This window comes from Streptomyces sp. NPDC088157 (assembly GCF_044741545.1).
Classification (GTDB): Bacteria; Actinomycetota; Actinomycetes; order Streptomycetales; family Streptomycetaceae; genus Streptomyces.
Window position 1 is genome coordinate 207,115 of the sequence record NZ_JBIUSU010000012.1, and the last position, 16,564, is coordinate 223,678.

Here is a 16,564-nt window from a genome sequence, read left to right on the forward strand (position 1 = left end):
GGCACACGGGTTTCACGTACTGGTCAGCAGACTGAACATCAGAGTGATTCCGATCAAGGTCGCTTTCCGTTCGACGAGGCGCTCAAGACCACGTACACTCACACGTCGTTGGCCTCCAACAGCTGTGCCACATCAGGTGCACACCGAGCACCCGGTCGGATGCGGTACGTTGGGGAACACACACAAAGGGTCGTAGCTCAATTGGTAGAGCACTGGTCTCCAAAACCAGCGGTTGGGGGTTCAAGTCCCTCCGGCCCTGCTACACACTCCGTCACCAGGATGTGTGCGCAGCGCATGTACGTACAGCAATGCATCGCCGTGCGGCTCAGACCGGGCGCGGCACGGCCACGACCCGGGAACAGGTGAGGACGAATGGCGGATGCCGTGGGCTCCATCGACACGCCTGATGCCCAGGACGAGGTGCCTGAGGCGCAGAAGAAGACCCGCAAGGGCGGTAAGCGCGCCAAGAAGGGCCCGCTGAAGCGTCTCGCGCTCTTCTATCGGCAGATCGTTGCGGAGCTCCGCAAGGTCGTATGGCCGACGCGGAACCAGCTGACGACGTACACGACCGTGGTGATCGTCTTCGTCGTCATCATGATCGGCCTGGTGACCGTGATTGACTATGGACTCAGCCACGCCGCCAAGTACGTCTTTGGCTGAGCCTAGAGCGAAGGGCGCCGAGGTATCCGGCGCCCCTTTCGCATGTTCCACCCCTATGTATCCAGGAAGAAGCAGCCACCGTGTCTGACCAGAACCTGAACGACGCCATCGAGCCGGAAGAGTCCGTGGACGACGAGCTCGACATCGTCGAGGGCGCGGACGAGGTGGACGAGTTCGAGGCTGCCGAGGCCGAAGCGGGCGAACCCGCGGAGGAAGCCGCACTCCACGTCGAGGACGAGGAAGCCGACGAGGACGTCGAGAACGAGGACGTCGAGAACGAGGACGTCGTCGACGAGGCCGAGGAAGAAGAGCCGGCCGAGCCCGTCGACCCCGTCGTCGCCCTGCGCGAGGAGCTGCGCACCCTCCCCGGCGAGTGGTACGTCATCCACACGTACGCCGGCTACGAGAACCGCGTGAAGACCAACCTGGAGCAGCGCGCCGTCTCGCTGAACGTCGAGGACTACATCTTCGCGGCCGAGGTGCCGCAGGAAGAGGTCGTCCAGATCAAGAACGGCGACCGCAAGACCATCCGTCAGAACAAGCTCCCCGGCTACGTGCTGGTGCGCATGGACCTGACGAACGAGTCCTGGGGCGTCGTCCGTAACACCCCCGGCGTCACCGGCTTCGTGGGCAACGCGTACGACCCGTACCCGCTGACCCTGGACGAGATCGTCAAGATGCTCGCTCCGGAGGCCGAGGAGAAGGCCGCGCGTGAGGCCGCCGAGGCCGAGGGCAAGCCGGCTCCGGCCCGCAAGGTCGAGGTCCAGGTGCTGGACTTCGAGGTGGGCGACTCGGTCACCGTCACCGACGGTCCGTTCGCCACGCTCCAGGCCACGATCAACGAGATCAACGCCGACTCGAAGAAGGTCAAGGGCCTCGTCGAGATCTTCGGCCGCGAGACCCCGGTCGAGCTGAGCTTCGACCAGATCCAGAAGAACTAGCCTCCTCTGGAGCACAAGCCTCCGATCAGGTCAGACCACGCCCTCGCTGGGGGTACCTCCCGCTTGCGGGGGACGGTCTGACCTGCTCGGTTTTTGGCCGCGCACAGATACCCGTTATCGTTGTGCGGTATGCCTCCATCCGGATCATCCGGACCGGGGCTGAAAACTCTCACTAGGACCCGGAGAGAGCAATGCCTCCCAAGAAGAAGAAGGTCACGGGGCTCATCAAGCTCCAGATCAACGCTGGTGCGGCCAACCCGGCCCCGCCGGTCGGCCCCGCGCTCGGCCAGCACGGCGTCAACATCATGGAGTTCTGCAAGGCCTACAACGCCGCGACCGAGTCGCAGCGTGGCTGGGTGATCCCGGTGGAGATCACGGTCTACGAGGACCGCTCCTTCACCTTCATCACCAAGACGCCGCCGGCCGCGAAGATGATCCTCAAGGCCGCTGGTGTCGAGAAGGGCTCGGGCGAGCCGCACAAGACCAAGGTCGCCAAGATCACCCAGGCGCAGGTCCGCGAGATCGCCACGACCAAGCTTCCCGACCTGAACGCCAACGACCTGGACGCCGCGTCGAAGATCATCGCCGGCACCGCCCGCTCCATGGGCATCACGGTCGAGGGCTGATCACCAGCCCCGTAGCACCTTCGTAGCACCGTGGCAGGGCCTGCTCGGCCCGTACCACGACTCCTCAGAACACATCAGGAGCAGTAGTGAGCAAGCGCAGCAAGTCCCTCCGCGCTGCGGACGCCAAGGTCGACCGGGAGAAGCTCTACGCCCCGCTCGAGGCCGTCCGTCTCGCCAAGGAGACCTCCACGAGCAAGTACGACGGCACCGTCGAGGTCGCCTTCCGCCTGGGTGTCGACCCGCGCAAGGCCGACCAGATGGTCCGTGGCACCGTGAACCTGCCGCACGGCACCGGCAAGACCGCCCGGGTCCTGGTCTTCGCGACCGGTGACCGTGCTGCGGCCGCGGAGGCCGCGGGCGCCGACATCGTCGGCTCCGACGAACTGATCGACGAGGTCGCGAAGGGCCGTCTGGACTTCGACGCCGTCGTCGCCACCCCGGACCTCATGGGCAAGGTCGGCCGCCTCGGCCGTGTGCTCGGTCCGCGTGGTCTGATGCCGAACCCGAAGACCGGCACGGTCACCCCCGACGTGGCCAAGGCCGTCACGGAGATCAAGGGCGGCAAGATCGAGTTCCGCGTCGACAAGCACTCGAACCTGCACTTCATCATCGGCAAGGTGTCCTTCGACGACACCAAGCTGGTGGAGAACTACGGCGCGGCCCTGGAGGAGATCCTCCGTCTGAAGCCGTCCGCCGCCAAGGGTCGCTACATCAAGAAGGCCGCGATCAGCTCCACGATCGGCCCCGGCATCCTGGTGGACCCGAACCGCACCCGCAACCTTCTCGTCGAGGAGGACCCGGCCGCGGTCTGAGCCCCACAGCTCACCCTCAGTCGGTGACGAGCCCCGCAACCTTTCGAGGTGCGGGGCTCGTCCCTTTTGCCGTACGGCTCTTTTTTCGTACGACTGTCAGTGCTGTGCGTTAGCTTTCAGTGACAGGAATCCATGGGGGTGGGACGAATGAAGCGCATGACCCTGCGCCGTGCGGGCCTCTCGGTCGCCGCAGCGGCTCTGCTGACGGGCGTGACGGCCTGTGGCGGTGGCTCCGGCGGTTCCGATGGTTCCGGCGGTTCCGGCGGCTCCGAGAAGAGTGGGGACGGCAGTCCCCGGCTCAGCCCGGTCGCGGCCCTGCGCACCGCCGAGAAGTCCACCGACGGCGCCGACTCCGCGAAGGTGGAGTCCTCCACGACCATGGGCTCCGTGATGTCGATGACCGCGGACGGCGCTCTCGGCTGGGAGGACGGGCTCACCGGGACGCTCACCATCACGTACACCGGCGGCACCATGGCCGACACGATGCGTCAGATGGGCACCACGTCGATGGAGGCCCGCTACCTGCCCGACGCCTATTACGCCAGGATGGGCGACACCTTCGCGGAGCAGGCCGGCGGCAGGCACTGGATCAAGTACGCGTACGACGACCTGGAGAGCCTCGGCGGCAGCTCCGGCGCGTATCTGAAGGACCAGATGCAGAACACCACCCCGAACCAGTCGGTGAAGCTGCTGCTGGCCTCCGGGGACGTGCGGGAGGTCGGCGAGGAGAAGGTGCGGGGCCGGCGGGCCACGCACTATTCGGGGACGGTCGAGGTGGCCGACCTCGCCGAGAAGAACTCCGGCCTCAGCCAGAGCCAGCTCGACGACCTCAGGAAGACGCTGGAGCAGGCCGGCGTCACCACCGAGACCGTCGACATCTGGGTCGACGACCGGGACCTTCTGGTCAAGAAGGTCGAGCAGGGCGAGACCACGGCGGGCGCCTACACCCAGACCGCGTACTACAGCGACTACGGCACCGAGGTCTCCGCCCAGGTGCCTCCGGCGAGCGACACGGCGGACTTCTCGGAGCTGGTGAAGCAGCAGGGGGCGGGCACCGGCTCGTAATTCACGGGACCTCTCCCGATCCCCTGGGATACCTTCACGGTCTTGCTGTGAATCGACCGTGTGTTCGCTGTATCGGGTTCTGGGGGAAGTCGGATGAGGTCTGCCGTGGGTGTCCGTGTGGGTGTACTCGGGCTGTCCGCGCTGCTCGTCGCCGGTTGCGCGGCGGCGGGCGGTACCGGGGGCGGGGGTGACTCGGCCGCCGCGACGGCCGTCACCCGGGCCGCGGAGAAGGCGGAGCAGCCGGTGTCCCTGCGCTACCGGATGACCGGCCGGACGCCGGAGGAGGGCCGTATCAAGGCCGAGGCCGCGATCGGCATCGAGCCGCCGGCCATGAGTCTGAAGTCCACCGTGCTCAGCGGGCCCGACAAGGGCACGGGTGAGTTCCGGCTGGTCGGCGGGGTGCTGTACGTGGGCAGCGACGAGGCGGGCGAGGACGGCAAGCACTGGATCAGGTTCGGGGCGCCGGGCAGCTCCGACACCCCCAGCGGGATCAAGGTGGACACCGGCACGATGGTGGACCGGGTCCGGGACAACCCCTCTCACGAGGGCGGCTTCCTCGCCGCGGCCGACGACCTGAAGAAGGCCGGCTCCGAGACCGTCGGCGGCGTCCGCACCACCCGCTACACCGGCACGGCCACCGTCGACGACATCCGCGCCGCCTACCAGGACGAGGACAAGAGCGTCCGGCAGCGGACCGAGAAGAGCCTCGCGCAGTACGAGAAGCAGGGTGTGGACGAACTCACCATGGACCTGTGGACCGACGCCGAGGACCGTACGCGGCAGCTGCGGGTGCAGGGCTTCGGACGGCACGGGGAGCTCGACCTCACCATCACGTTCCTCGACTTCGGCAAGCCCGTGACCCTGCAGGCGCCGCCCGCCTCGGACACCCTGGACATGGCCCGGGAGCTGAAGAAGGACCGGGGCTGAGGCCTGCCCGCGCGGTCCCCGTACGGGCGGATTTGCTTGACGGCGACCCGTTCACGTACTCTCCACGAGAAGCCAAAGACCGCTGGTCGTTGCCGTGCTCTCGCAAGAGGGGGCGGTGGCCGAAGGATCCGCTGCAATGCGGACGACCCGCGCAGGTGTCAGTGGATACGCTCCCGGACCGAAATCCTTCCACGGAATTCGTTCGGTCGAGCTTACGCCCCGTGCGCCTGCGCCGGGGCGTTTCGTTTGTCCCAGCCCCTTCTGAGCGGTCCTCATCACCCGGAAGGAGGCCGACGCTCTATGGCAAGGCCCGACAAGGCTGCCGCGGTAGCCGAGCTCGCGGACCAGTTCCGCAGCTCGAACGCCGCTGTGCTGACCGAGTACCGGGGTCTCACCGTGGCGCAGCTCAAGACGCTGCGTCGTTCGCTCGGTGACGACGCCCAGTACGCCGTGGTGAAGAACACGCTGACCAAGATCGCGGCCAACGAGGCCGGGATCTCGACGCTCGACGACCTGTTCAACGGTCCGACGGCGGTTGCCTTCATCACTGGTGACCCGGTGACGTCGGCGAAGGGTCTTCGTGACTTCGCCAAGGACAACCCGAACCTCGTCATCAAGGGCGGTGTCCTTGACGGCAAGGCGCTGTCCGCCGACGAGATCAAGAAGCTTGCGGACCTCGAGTCCCGCGAGGTTCTGCTCGCCAAGCTGGCGGGCGCCATGAAGGGCAAGCAGTCCCAGGCTGCCTCGCTCTTCCAGGCGCTTCCGTCGAAGTTCGTCCGCACCGCGGAGGCGCTTCGCGTCAAGCTGGCCGAGCAGGGCGGTGCCGAGTAATTCGGCTCGCACTTTGACCGCCGCCTGACGCGACGGTCGACGCGGGCCGAACGTACGCCCGCCGACATGTACATCCGGCACCTGCCGAATTGAATGGAAGGATCGCCCACCATGGCGACGAAGCTGTCCCAGGAAGAGCTGCTCGCGCAGTTCGAGAACCTCACCCTCATCGAGCTCTCCGAGTTCGTGAAGGCGTTCGAGGAGAAGTTCGACGTCACCGCCGCCGCCGCGGTCGCCGCTGCCCCCGTCGGCCCGACGGCCGCCGCTGAGGTTGCCGAGGAGCAGGACGAGTTCGACGTCGTCCTCACCGGCGCCGGCGAGAAGAAGATCCAGGTCATCAAGGTCGTGCGTGAGCTGACCTCCCTGGGTCTGAAGGAGGCCAAGGACCTCGTCGACGGCGCCCCGAAGCCCGTCCTCGAGAAGGTCGCCAAGGAGGCCGCCGAGAAGGCTGCCGAGTCCCTCAAGGCCGCCGGCGCCTCCGTCGAGGTCAAGTAACACCCTCCGGTCGGCGACGACCGGAAGCGAAGGCTGAATCAGTCCCTCCGGGGCTGTAACGCTCACGCACCGAAGAGCGATCATCCATCTGGGTGGTCGCTCTTCGGCGTTCCTGGAAGCGCGGCCACGGTTACCTTGCACCCGCTTGACCGGGGGGTATGGTGATCTTCATCGTGTCTCCGAGCGTCGTGGTTCACGCGGGGGGGCCTTGACGAACCGCACGCAGCGCGCAATTCTCAGGACGCGTCGTCACAAGGATCCGTATCCGAGGCATGGATCGACGGCGAAGAGGGCAGTATCACCGTGCGTTGAGGGCTAGCAGACGAGGGCGTTGAGAACTACGAGGGTCTCGAGAAACCCGCACTGGACATCAGTGTGCCAAGTGGCTACACTGACCCTTTGCGCTGCCTGTTAGCTGTTCCCTGCCCGTCACCAGGGGCATGCCCTCACTTGAGCCGGACGACCAGACAATCCCTCACCTGGGATTTCTGTCTCTGCGCGCAGGAGAGGGGCCGGTACGCGCGTAGTGAGTCCGAGCCCTCGGAAGGACCCCCTCTTGGCCGCCTCGCGCAACGCCTCGATCTCGAATACGAACAACGCCGCCAGCACCGCCCCGCTGCGCATCTCCTTTGCAAAGATCAGGGAGCCCCTCGAGGTTCCGAACCTTCTCGCGCTGCAAACCGAGAGCTTTGACTGGCTGCTCGGCAACGAAGCCTGGAAGGGTCGCGTCGAGGCCGCTCTCGAGTCCGGTCAGGACGTCCCCACCAAGTCCGGTCTGGAGGAGATCTTCGAGGAGATCTCTCCGATCGAGGACTTCTCCGGGTCGATGTCGCTGACCTTCCGCGACCACCGTTTCGAGCCTCCGAAGAACAGCATCGACGAGTGCAAGGACCGCGACTTCACGTACGCGGCCCCGCTCTTCGTGACGGCCGAGTTCACCAACAACGAGACCGGCGAGATCAAGTCCCAGACGGTCTTCATGGGCGACTTCCCGCTCATGACCAACAAGGGCACCTTCGTCATCAACGGCACCGAGCGTGTCGTGGTGTCGCAGCTGGTCCGTTCGCCGGGTGTCTACTTCGACTCCTCCATCGACAAGACGTCCGACAAGGACATCTTCTCCGCCAAGGTCATCCCCTCCCGGGGTGCCTGGCTGGAGCTCGAGATCGACAAGCGCGACATGGTCGGTGTGCGTATCGACCGCAAGCGCAAGCAGTCCGTCACCGTCCTCCTGAAGGCGCTCGGCTGGACCACCGAGCAGATCCTCGAGGAGTTCGGCGAGTACGAGTCGATGCGCGCCACCCTGGAGAAGGACCACACCCAGGGCCAGGACGACGCGCTGCTGGACATCTACCGCAAGCTGCGTCCGGGCGAGCCGCCGACCCGTGAGGCCGCGCAGACGCTGCTCGAGAACCTCTACTTCAACCCCAAGCGCTACGACCTCGCCAAGGTCGGCCGCTACAAGGTGAACAAGAAGCTCGGCGGCGAGGCCCCGCTCAACGCCGGCGTCCTGACCGTCGAGGACGTCATCGCGACCATCAAGTACCTGGTGAAGCTGCACGCCGGGGAGACCGAGACGGTCGGCGAGTCCGGTCGCTCGATCATGGTCGAGACCGACGACATCGACCACTTCGGCAACCGTCGTATCCGCAGCGTCGGCGAGCTCATCCAGAACCAGGTCCGTACGGGTCTGGCTCGTATGGAGCGCGTCGTGCGCGAGCGCATGACGACCCAGGACGTCGAGGCGATCACGCCGCAGACCCTGATCAACATCCGGCCGGTCGTCGCCTCCATCAAGGAGTTCTTCGGCACCAGCCAGCTGTCGCAGTTCATGGACCAGAACAACCCGCTGTCGGGTCTGACGCACAAGCGTCGTCTCAACGCCCTCGGCCCGGGTGGTCTGTCCCGTGAGCGGGCCGGCTTCGAGGTCCGTGACGTGCACCCGTCCCACTACGGACGCATGTGCCCGATCGAGACGCCCGAAGGCCCGAACATCGGTCTGATCGGTTCGCTCGCCTCCTACGGCCGCGTCAACGCGTTCGGCTTCGTGGAGACGCCGTACCGCCGGGTCACCGACGGTGTCGTCACCGACGAGGTCGACTACCTGACGGCCGACGAAGAGGACCGCTTCGTCATCGCGCAGGCCAACGCCACGCTCGACGACGACCTGCGCTTCACCGAGAACCGCGTCCTGGTCCGCCGCCGTGGCGGCGAGGTCGACTACGTCCCCGGTGACGACGTGGACTACATGGACGTCTCGCCGCGCCAGATGGTGTCGGTCGCGACCGCCATGATCCCGTTCCTCGAGCACGACGACGCCAACCGTGCCCTCATGGGCGCGAACATGATGCGTCAGGCCGTGCCGCTCATCAAGAGCGAGGCCCCGCTCGTCGGCACCGGCATGGAGTACCGCTCCGCCGTCGACGCCGGCGACGTGGTCAGGGCCGAGAAGGACGGTGTGGTCCAGGAGGTCTCCGCGGACTACATCACCACGACCAACGACGACGGCACGTACATCACGTACCGCCTGGCCAAGTTCTCCCGGTCCAACCAGGGCACCTCGGTCAACCAGAAGGTCATCGTCAACGAGGGCGACCGGATCATCACCGGTCAGGTCCTCGCCGACGGCCCGGCCACCGAGAACGGCGAGATGGCCCTGGGCAAGAACCTGCTCGTGGCGTTCATGCCGTGGGAGGGTCACAACTACGAGGACGCGATCATCCTGTCGCAGCGCCTCGTGCAGGACGACGTCCTCTCCTCGATCCACATCGAGGAGCACGAGGTCGACGCCCGTGACACCAAGCTCGGCCCCGAGGAGATCACCCGGGACATCCCGAACGTCTCCGAGGAGGTCCTCGCCGACCTCGACGAGCGCGGCATCATCCGTATCGGTGCCGAGGTCGTCGCCGGTGACATCCTCGTCGGCAAGGTCACGCCCAAGGGTGAGACCGAGCTGACCCCGGAGGAGCGCCTGCTGCGCGCGATCTTCGGTGAGAAGGCCCGTGAGGTCCGTGACACCTCGCTGAAGGTGCCGCACGGCGAGATCGGCAAGGTCATCGGCGTCCGCGTCTTCGACCGTGAAGAGGGCGACGAGCTGCCGCCGGGCGTGAACCAGCTGGTTCGCGTCTACGTGGCGCAGAAGCGCAAGATCACGGACGGTGACAAGCTCGCCGGCCGCCACGGCAACAAGGGTGTCATCTCCAAGATCCTGCCCATCGAGGACATGCCGTTCCTCGAGGACGGGACCCCGGTCGACATCATCCTCAACCCGCTGGGTGTGCCGTCCCGAATGAACCCGGGACAGGTGCTGGAGATCCACCTCGGCTGGCTCGCCAGCCGCGGCTGGGACGTCTCCGGTCTCGGCGAGGACTGGGCGAAGCGCCTCCAGCTCATCGGCGCCGACCAGGTCGCCCCGGGTACCAATGTCGCCACCCCCGTCTTCGACGGTGCGCGTGAGGACGAGCTCGCGGGTCTGCTGAACCACACCATCCCGAACCGCGACGGCGAGCGCATGGTGCTCCCGACCGGTAAGGCGCGGATGTTCGACGGCCGTAGCGGTGAGCCGTTCCCGGAGCCGATCTCGGTCGGCTACATGTACATCCTGAAGCTGCACCACCTGGTCGACGACAAGCTGCACGCCCGTTCGACCGGTCCGTACTCGATGATCACCCAGCAGCCGCTGGGTGGTAAGGCGCAGTTCGGCGGTCAGCGTTTCGGCGAGATGGAGGTGTGGGCGCTGGAGGCTTATGGCGCCGCGTACGCCCTCCAGGAGCTGCTGACGATCAAGTCCGACGACGTCACCGGCCGCGTGAAGGTCTACGAGGCCATCGTCAAGGGCGAGAACATCCCCGAGCCTGGTATCCCCGAGTCCTTCAAGGTGCTCATCAAGGAGATGCAGTCTCTCTGCCTGAACGTGGAGGTGCTGTCCAGTGACGGTATGTCCATCGAGATGCGTGACACCGACGAGGATGTCTTCCGCGCTGCGGAGGAGCTCGGCATCGACCTGTCCCGGCGTGAGCCGAGCAGCGTCGAAGAGGTCTGACGGGAGTTCGGCAGGGCTCACGACGTTGAGCCCTGCCGGCCCCGGGACCCCCGTATCAGACCCCAAGACTTACAACCCTGAGAGGGATTGACGCATAGTGCTCGACGTCAACTTCTTCGACGAGCTCCGGATCGGTCTGGCTACCGCTGACGACATCCGTCAGTGGAGCCACGGCGAGGTCAAGAAGCCCGAGACCATCAACTACCGCACGCTCAAGCCCGAAAAGGACGGACTCTTCTGCGAGAAGATCTTCGGTCCGACCCGGGACTGGGAGTGCTACTGCGGCAAGTACAAGCGTGTCCGCTTCAAGGGCATCATCTGTGAGCGCTGCGGCGTCGAGGTGACCCGCGCCAAGGTGCGTCGTGAGCGGATGGGCCACATCGAGCTCGCCGCCCCCGTGACGCACATCTGGTACTTCAAGGGTGTCCCGAGCCGTCTGGGCTACCTGCTCGACCTGGCTCCCAAGGACCTCGAGAAGGTCATCTACTTCGCGGCGTACATGATCACGTACGTCGACGACGAGCGCCGTACGCGTGACCTGCCCTCGCTGGAGGCGCACGTCTCCGTCGAGCGTCAGCAGATCGAGAACCGTCGCGACGCCGACCTCGAGGCCCGCGCCAAGAAGCTCGAGACCGACCTGGCCGAGCTCGAGGCCGAGGGCGCCAAGGCCGACGTGCGCCGCAAGGTGCGCGAAGGCGCCGAGCGCGAGATGAAGCAGCTGCGCGACCGCGCCCAGCGCGAGATCGACCGTCTCGACGAGGTGTGGGCCCGCTTCAAGAACCTCAAGGTCCAGGACCTCGAGGGCGACGAGCTGCTCTACCGCGAGCTGCGTGACCGCTTCGGCACGTACTTCGACGGTTCGATGGGTGCCGCGGCGCTGCAGAAGCGCCTGGAGTCCTTCGACCTCGACGAGGAGGCCGAGCGCCTCCGCGAGATCATCCGCACCGGCAAGGGCCAGAAGAAGACCCGTGCGCTCAAGCGCCTGAAGGTCGTCTCCGCGTTCCTGCAGACCAGCAACAGCCCCAAGGGCATGGTGCTGGACTGCGTGCCGGTCATCCCGCCGGACCTTCGCCCGATGGTGCAGCTGGACGGTGGCCGCTTCGCGACCTCCGACCTGAACGACCTGTACCGCCGTGTGATCAACCGGAACAACCGCCTGAAGCGCCTTCTCGACCTCGGTGCGCCCGAGATCATCGTGAACAACGAGAAGCGCATGCTCCAGGAGGCCGTCGACGCGCTGTTCGACAACGGTCGTCGTGGTCGCCCGGTCACCGGTCCCGGTAACCGCCCGCTGAAGTCCCTCAGCGACATGCTGAAGGGCAAGCAGGGTCGATTCCGTCAGAACCTGCTCGGCAAGCGTGTGGACTACTCCGCGCGTTCCGTGATCGTCGTCGGTCCGCAGCTGAAGCTGCACCAGTGCGGTCTGCCGAAGGCGATGGCGCTGGAGCTCTTCAAGCCGTTCGTGATGAAGCGCCTGGTCGACCTGAACCACGCGCAGAACATCAAGAGCGCGAAGCGCATGGTGGAGCGCGGCCGCACGGTCGTCTACGACGTCCTCGAAGAGGTCATCGCCGAGCACCCGGTTCTGCTGAACCGTGCGCCCACCCTGCACCGCCTCGGCATCCAGGCCTTCGAGCCGCAGCTGGTCGAGGGCAAGGCCATCCAGATCCACCCGCTCGTCTGCACCGCGTTCAACGCGGACTTCGACGGTGACCAGATGGCCGTCCACCTGCCGCTCTCCGCGGAGGCGCAGGCCGAGGCCCGCATCCTGATGCTGTCCTCGAACAACATCCTGAAGCCCGCCGACGGCCGTCCGGTGACGATGCCGACCCAGGACATGGTCCTCGGTCTGTTCTTCCTCACCACCGACGGCGAGCTGCGTGACACCAAGGGCGAGGGCCGCGCGTTCGGCTCCTCGGCCGAGGCGGTCATGGCGTTCGACGCCGGTGAGCTCGCGCTGCAGTCGGCGATCGACATCCGCTTCCCGGTGGGCACCATCCCGCCGCGCGGCTGGACCCCGCCGGCCCGCGAAGAGGGTGAGCCGGAGTGGCAGCAGGGTGACACCTTCCGCCTGCGGACGACCCTGGGCCGCGCGCTCTTCAACGAGCTGCTGCCCGAGGACTACCCGTTCGTCGACTACTCGGTGGGCAAGAAGCAGCTCGGTGAGATCGTCAACGACCTCGCGGAGCGCTACCCCAAGGTCATCGTGGCGGCGACGCTCGACAACCTGAAGGCGGCCGGCTTCTACTGGGGCACCCGTTCCGGTGTCACCGTGGCCATCTCCGACGTCGTCGTCCCCGAGGCGAAGAAGGCCATCGTCGCGGGCTACGAGGCGCAGGACGAGAAGGTTCAGAAGCAGTACGAGCGTGGTCTGATCACCAAGGAAGAGCGCACGCAGGAGCTCATCGCGATCTGGACCAAGGCGACCAACGAGGTCGCCGAGGCGATGAACGCGAACTTCCCCAAGACGAACCCCATCTTCATGATGGTTGACTCGGGTGCCCGAGGAAACATGATGCAGATGCGGCAGATCGCCGGTATGCGTGGTCTGGTGTCGAACGCGAAGAACGAGACCATCCCGCGTCCGATCAAGGCCTCGTTCCGTGAGGGCCTGTCCGTCCTCGAGTACTTCATCTCGACGCACGGTGCCCGTAAGGGTCTGGCCGACACCGCCCTGCGTACCGCCGACTCGGGTTACCTGACCCGTCGTCTGGTGGACGTGTCGCAGGACGTCATCATCCGCGAGGAGGACTGCGGCACCGAGCGCGGTCTGAAGCTGCGGATCGCCTCGCACGACGAGGCCGGCGTGCTGCGCAAGGCCGAGGACGTCGAGACCAGCGTCTACGCCCGCATGCTCGCCGAGGACGTCGTCATCGACGGCAAGGTGATCGCGCCGGCCAACGTGGACCTGGGCGACGTGCTCATCGACCAGCTCGTGCGCCACGGTGTCGAGGAGGTCAAGACCCGTTCGATCCTGACCTGTGAGTCCCAGGTCGGCACCTGCGCCATGTGCTACGGCCGCTCGCTGGCCACCGGCAAGCTGGTCGACATCGGTGAGGCGGTCGGCATCATCGCCGCACAGTCCATCGGTGAGCCCGGTACCCAGCTGACGATGCGTACCTTCCACACCGGTGGTGTGGCCGGTGACGACATCACCCAGGGTCTGCCGCGTGTCGTCGAGCTCTTCGAGGCCCGTACCCCGAAGGGTGTCGCCCCGATCTCCGAGGCCCAGGGCCGCGTGCGGATCGAGGAGACCGAGAAGACCAAGAAGATCGTCATCACGCCGGACGACGGCAGCGACGAGACGGCGTTCCCGATCTCGAAGCGCGCCCGTCTCCTGGTCAGCGAGGGCGAGCACGTCGAGGTGGGCCAGAAGCTCACCGTGGGTGCCACCAACCCGCACGACGTGCTGCGCATCCTGGGTCAGCGTGCCGTCCAGGTCCACCTGGTCGGCGAGGTCCAGAAGGTGTACAACTCGCAGGGTGTGTCGATCCACGACAAGCACATCGAGATCATCATCCGGCAGATGCTGCGCCGGGTGACGATCATCGAGTCCGGCGACGCCGAGCTGCTGCCCGGCGAGCTCGTCGAGCGCTCGAAGTTCGAGGTCGAGAACCGTCGTGTGGTGCAGGAGGGCGGTCACCCGGCCTCCGGTCGTCCGCAGCTCATGGGTATCACCAAGGCCTCGCTGGCCACGGAGTCCTGGCTGTCGGCGGCGTCCTTCCAGGAGACGACCAGGGTGCTGACGGACGCGGCGATCAACGCCAAGTCCGACTCCCTGATCGGCCTCAAGGAGAACGTCATCATCGGTAAGCTCATCCCGGCCGGTACGGGTCTGTCCCGCTACCGCAACATCCGGGTCGAGCCGACCGAGGAGGCCAAGGCCGCGATGTACTCGGCCGTCGGCTACGACGACATCGACTACTCGCCGTTCGGCACCGGCTCCGGCCAGGCCGTTCCGCTGGAGGACTACGACTACGGTCCGTACAACCAGTAAGGCGTACGTCTGAAGTGCTGAAGGGCGGTCACCCCGTTGCGTACGGGGTGGCCGCCCTTCGGCTTGTCCGGGACAGGTCTAGCGGCCGGTCAGCTCCCAGGCGGTGACGGCCACCGTCGCCAGGGCGGCCAGGGCGCCGATGCTGGCGAGCGGCCAGCGGGAGCGTTCCAGGGCGTCGAGGCGCTGTTCGTGGTCGGCTATCTGCTTGTCGGTCTGGTCGCTGCGCTGGACCAGCAGGGCGAGCGAGCCGTCGACGCGGGCGAAGCCGGCCTCGACGGTGCCGCGCAGCCGCTCCAGTTCCAGGGCCACGGCGGCCGGGTCGGAGAAGGGTTCGTTCACGCGTCGCTCTTTTCGCTGTGCCCTTCGCCGGCTCTTGCGTCGGCCGCGGTGTCCGTGCGCAGCCATGAGGGCAGCAGGGTCTGCACGACGGGCAGGGCCATGACCCTGGTCACGCCCGCGGCGGCGGTGAGCGCCGCGGCGACCCAGGGCAGGGTGCCGGGGACGCCGGCGGCGTCGACGACCGTCGGCAGCAGGACGCACAGGCCGACAGCGGTCTGGAGAACGGTACGGAGGGTGCGCTTGGCGGCCTCTGACATCGGGAGCCTCGATTCTCAGGAGCTGTACGGAACCTTCAGCGCGGCCCAGGACCTGGCGCCCGGCCAGCCGTCGGCGTCGGCGCCGGTGTAGCCGAGCTTGCGCTGCCACTTGGCGTAGGAGAGACGGTCGGCCTCGGTCCACTGCGGGCCGGGGCCGGAGGTGTAGGCGGAGCAGCCGACGGCGACCAGGCGCCTGCCCAGCGCGGTGACGATCGCCGACTTCGGGCTGTTCCTGAACCAGGCGGCGCCCGGGAAGGGCTGGTACTTCGGCTTGCCGGTGCCGGTGCCGGTGCCGGGGGTGGGGGTCGTCTGCTTGCCCAGCCGGGTCGTGACCCTGGCCCGGAAGTCGGCCATCGCGATGCCACGCGGGTCGATCTTCGTGCTGGTCCACTCCTTGTGGCCGATCACGGAGGCGGCCGACCAGCCGTGTGCTCGGCACAGCGCGGCGGAGGCGCGGACCATGGCCTCCAGCTGGACGTCCGGCCAGGGATCCTTGCCGTCGCCGAGGTTGACGCACTCGAAGCCGTAGAAGTGGACGTTGCCGTCGGTGTCGTTCTCGTTCGGCGCGGGCAGGGCCTTCTCGGCGATGACGGCCCTCAGGACGTCGCCGTCCCCGCTTCCCGCGTGGTTGGCACGGCCGTTGCCGACCAGGTGGACCGTGCCGTCCTTGGCGATCACGCCGTGGCAGAGGGGGCCGGGCAGCGCGGAGTGGCCGTCGAAGCACAGGTTCACGCTGTTGCTGGTGCCGGAGGTGACGGTGTGGTGGACGATCACGCCGTTGACCGGGCCCCAGCTTCCCTTGTGGTTGCGGTTGTTGGTGCGCCAGCCGGAGTGCTCGACGACGGTGACGCCCTCGGCCCGCAATGCGGACACGAGGGCGTCGGCGGAGAGGGGGTTGGCCATGGTGGTGCCTCCCTGGGGAGTGTTCGGGCATGAGAAAACCCCGGCCGGCGGGGAGCGGCTCGGGGTGGCGGGGGTGGTGGCGGGGCTGTTCCTCTGTCGGCGCGGTGGCCTCAGATCATGGCGGGGTCGCCGTCGGTGCTGGTGCTGGTGCTGGTGCCGGCGTCGGCCTCGGTGGCGGTGCCGGCGTCGGTGCCTGTCTGGGCGGCCGCGTCGGCGGCGGTCTCGGGATCGGCCTCGGTGTCCGGGTCCGGGTCCGGTTCGGTCCCGGGGGCCGGGGTGGTGCCGTCGCCGTCCCCGGCGCCGTCGTCCGGCTGCCACTGGGCGCACAGGGCGACGTAGGCCGCCGCGTTGGTCGCGAAGTCGGTCAGGGCCTCGGCGACCGCTCGCTGGACGGCCGTCCGGTCGGGGACGACCGGGTCCGTGCCGACCGGCATGATCGTGACGCGCCCGGTGCCGCGCAGTACGGCGCCGCCCTCACCGGTCTCGGTGAACTGGGCGGTGACGTTGACCGGCGAGTAGGTCCCGCTGATCGAGTCGGGACCGATGACCGAGCTGAGGCTGGTGTCGGAGACGTTGACGTGGATCGTGTGGCCGCTCTCGGTGAGGGTGGCCCGGCCCGCGTAGTCGATCGCGAGGCCCCAGGGCTGGGTGGGGTCGATGTCCATGGGC

At 67.1% G+C, this 16,564-nt stretch carries 14 protein-coding genes and 1 tRNA gene; 11 read left to right on the forward strand and 4 right to left on the reverse strand.

Features of this window, described 5'->3' with window-relative positions:
* Positions 1–186 precede the first annotated feature (186 nt).
* From ACIPFH_RS38225 to ACIPFH_RS38275, 11 genes are all read left to right on the forward strand, one after another.
* Positions 187–259: transfer RNA gene (locus tag ACIPFH_RS38225), tRNA-Trp, on the forward strand.
* Positions 260–372: 113 nt separating this feature from the next.
* Entirely contained in the window at positions 373–660 is a 288-nt protein-coding gene (secE, locus tag ACIPFH_RS38230; RefSeq protein ID WP_020132677.1) for a preprotein translocase subunit SecE, read from the forward strand.
* Between the two features lie 80 nt (positions 661–740).
* Complete coding sequence (gene nusG / locus ACIPFH_RS38235; RefSeq protein WP_401833945.1) at positions 741–1,601, forward strand: transcription termination/antitermination protein NusG; 861 nt, start codon at positions 741–743, stop codon at positions 1,599–1,601.
* 191 nt (positions 1,602–1,792) lie between these two features.
* A complete protein-coding gene (rplK, locus tag ACIPFH_RS38240; protein ID WP_006383482.1) occupies positions 1,793–2,227 on the forward strand; it encodes a 50S ribosomal protein L11 in 435 nt (144 codons plus the stop codon).
* Between the two features lie 86 nt (positions 2,228–2,313).
* Positions 2,314–3,039 (forward strand): 50S ribosomal protein L1, encoded by a 726-nt coding sequence (rplA, locus tag ACIPFH_RS38245; RefSeq protein WP_171398899.1) that lies wholly within the window; start codon positions 2,314–2,316, stop codon positions 3,037–3,039.
* 147 nt (positions 3,040–3,186) lie between these two features.
* Positions 3,187–4,104 (forward strand): hypothetical protein, encoded by a 918-nt coding sequence (locus tag ACIPFH_RS38250; RefSeq protein ID WP_401833948.1) that lies wholly within the window; start codon positions 3,187–3,189, stop codon positions 4,102–4,104.
* Between the two features lie 105 nt (positions 4,105–4,209).
* Positions 4,210–5,031, forward strand: a complete 822-nt coding sequence (locus ACIPFH_RS38255; RefSeq protein ID WP_401833950.1) for a hypothetical protein — start codon at positions 4,210–4,212, stop codon at positions 5,029–5,031.
* A 300-nt stretch (positions 5,032–5,331) separates the two neighbouring features.
* Entirely contained in the window at positions 5,332–5,862 is a 531-nt protein-coding gene (rplJ, locus tag ACIPFH_RS38260; protein WP_307164887.1) for a 50S ribosomal protein L10, read from the forward strand.
* Between the two features lie 111 nt (positions 5,863–5,973).
* On the forward strand, positions 5,974–6,357 hold the full coding sequence (gene rplL, locus ACIPFH_RS38265) for a 50S ribosomal protein L7/L12 (RefSeq protein ID WP_401833953.1): 384 nt from the start codon (positions 5,974–5,976) through the stop codon (positions 6,355–6,357).
* A gap of 556 nt (positions 6,358–6,913) precedes the next feature.
* Positions 6,914–10,399 carry a DNA-directed RNA polymerase subunit beta gene (rpoB, locus tag ACIPFH_RS38270; protein WP_401833954.1) on the forward strand — a complete coding sequence of 1,162 codons (3,486 nt, stop codon included), beginning with the start codon at positions 6,914–6,916 and terminating at the stop codon, positions 10,397–10,399.
* Positions 10,400–10,496: 97 nt separating this feature from the next.
* Complete coding sequence (locus tag ACIPFH_RS38275) at positions 10,497–14,396, forward strand: DNA-directed RNA polymerase subunit beta' (protein WP_356253226.1); 3,900 nt, start codon at positions 10,497–10,499, stop codon at positions 14,394–14,396.
* A gap of 78 nt (positions 14,397–14,474) precedes the next feature.
* Here ACIPFH_RS38275 and ACIPFH_RS38280 read toward each other — a convergent pair whose 3' ends face one another.
* From ACIPFH_RS38280 to ACIPFH_RS38295, 4 genes are all read right to left on the reverse strand, one after another.
* Positions 14,475–14,735 (reverse strand): hypothetical protein, encoded by a 261-nt coding sequence (locus tag ACIPFH_RS38280; protein ID WP_054238759.1) that lies wholly within the window; start codon positions 14,733–14,735, stop codon positions 14,475–14,477.
* Entirely contained in the window at positions 14,732–14,992 is a 261-nt protein-coding gene (locus ACIPFH_RS38285; RefSeq protein WP_401833956.1) for a hypothetical protein, read from the reverse strand. The genes ACIPFH_RS38280 and ACIPFH_RS38285 overlap by 4 nt, the downstream gene beginning before the upstream one ends.
* A 15-nt stretch (positions 14,993–15,007) precedes the next feature.
* Positions 15,008–15,895: a peptidoglycan-binding protein gene (locus ACIPFH_RS38290; RefSeq protein ID WP_401833957.1), complete on the reverse strand. Its 888-nt coding sequence runs from the start codon at positions 15,893–15,895 to the stop codon at positions 15,008–15,010.
* A 110-nt stretch (positions 15,896–16,005) separates the two neighbouring features.
* Positions 16,006–16,560, reverse strand: coding sequence for an ATP-binding protein (locus ACIPFH_RS38295; RefSeq protein ID WP_401833958.1), 555 nt, complete (start codon positions 16,558–16,560; stop codon positions 16,006–16,008).
* Positions 16,561–16,564: the final 4 nt, after the last annotated feature.

Coding starts and splice junctions, on each gene's coding strand:
- rplL (WP_401833953.1), top strand. CDS start 5,974: ATGGCGACGAAGCTGTCCCAGGAAGAGCTGCTCGCGCAGTTCGAGAAC.
- secE (WP_020132677.1), top strand. CDS start 373: ATGGCGGATGCCGTGGGCTCCATCGACACGCCTGATGCCCAGGACGAG.
- ACIPFH_RS38290 (WP_401833957.1), bottom strand. CDS start 15,895: ATGGCCAACCCCCTCTCCGCCGACGCCCTCGTGTCCGCATTGCGGGCC.
- ACIPFH_RS38250 (WP_401833948.1), top strand. CDS start 3,187: ATGAAGCGCATGACCCTGCGCCGTGCGGGCCTCTCGGTCGCCGCAGCG.
- rplK (WP_006383482.1), top strand. CDS start 1,793: ATGCCTCCCAAGAAGAAGAAGGTCACGGGGCTCATCAAGCTCCAGATC.
- rplJ (WP_307164887.1), top strand. CDS start 5,332: ATGGCAAGGCCCGACAAGGCTGCCGCGGTAGCCGAGCTCGCGGACCAG.
- ACIPFH_RS38295 (WP_401833958.1), bottom strand. CDS start 16,560: ATGGACATCGACCCCACCCAGCCCTGGGGCCTCGCGATCGACTACGCG.
- ACIPFH_RS38285 (WP_401833956.1), bottom strand. CDS start 14,992: ATGTCAGAGGCCGCCAAGCGCACCCTCCGTACCGTTCTCCAGACCGCT.